This window comes from Oleiphilus sp. HI0080 (assembly GCF_001635135.1).
In genome coordinates this window covers 1-1334 of the sequence record NZ_LWFU01000745.1, presented here as the reverse complement: position 1 = coordinate 1334, position 1334 = coordinate 1, and the positions used below count along the sequence as shown (strand labels likewise).

Below are 1334 nucleotides of genomic sequence, written 5' to 3'. Positions count from 1 at the left end.
GACCCAGAGGTGAGCTGGCTGATTGATTTCCTTGAGGAGCGTCGCTCCGAAAAAGTGCTCGTAATTTGTTCCAGCGCCGAGCGTGCGCTGATTGTCGAAGAGTATTTGCGCCTGCGTCAGGGGTTTAGAACAAGCGCCTTCTACGAGGGTTTGAGCATTATCGAACGTGACCGTGCGGCGGCGTATTTCGCTGATCGAGAAGAGGGTGCTCAGGCCTTGATCTGTTCGGAAATTGGCAGTGAAGGGCGTAATTTCCAGTTTGCGAGCAACCTTGTGTTACTGGATCTTCCAAAGAATCCGGATTTGCTGGAACAGCGCATCGGGCGCTTGGATCGAATCGGCCAATTGCGCGATGTTCAGATTCATGTGCCATATATCAAAGGCTCGGAGCGAGAAGGCTGGTATCGCTGGTTCCATGAGGCGCTGAATGCGTTTGAAACGAGTTGCCCGGCAGGCTATGCCATTCAACAGCAGTATGACGATCGCCTCAAACAGTATTTGGACGCCGCGGATTACAACGCTGATGGCGCAAGTCAGTTTATAAGCGAGGTGCGCGGCCATCAAGAAGCGCTGATGGCGGAAATGCAGCAAGGCCGCAATGTATTGTTGGAATTGAACTCCTGCCGAACGGAGGAGGCGCAAGCATTGATAGAGTTGTTGGAGTCTGAGGAACGGAGCCAAGAACTCGCCGCTTACATGCAGCGTGTTTACGATTTATATGGTGTTGAACAAGAGCATCAATCAGATGGCTCACTCGTATTGCACCCTGGCGAGCATATGCTAACAACGGAATTTCCCTGTCTGACCGATGAAGGGATGACGCTGACTTATCAGCGTGAAAAAGCGCTGGTCCGCGAAGATATGGATTTCGTTACTTGGGAGCATCCCATGGTGACGGAACTCATGGATCAAATGCAAAGCGGTGAGCTCGGCAATGCGGCACTCGCGAAAATTTCGGTGAAGGGTATTCCTCCTGGGACCTTATTCCTGGAGGCGATTTTTACCGTTAATAGCATGGCGCCAAGAAGTTTGCAGTTAGACAAGTACTTGCCTCTATCGCCGCAGCGTATTGTTGTGAACGTGGATGGGCGAGATCTATCAGAAGTTTTACCTTATGAAAAACTCAACGAGTTGAGCTCGGGAATCAAGCGCACTTTAGCGCTGCAGATACTCAAAGAGATTCGGGGTGAGTTCGGTGCGTTGCTTGCTCATGCACAACGTCGTGCAGAAGCGGTGCTGCCGACCTTACTTGACGAAGCTCGTACACGGTTGAGTGCGGATATGGATGCCGAAATACACCGTTTGCACAGCCTGCAACAAAAGAATCCCTTGAT

General features: G+C 51.3%; 1 protein-coding gene. It reads left to right on the top strand.

Features of this window, described 5'->3' with window-relative positions; genetic code table 11:
- Window positions 1–1334 (top strand): helicase-related protein (locus A3751_RS15705; protein WP_255376092.1); only part of this gene is annotated, 1334 nt, incomplete at both ends.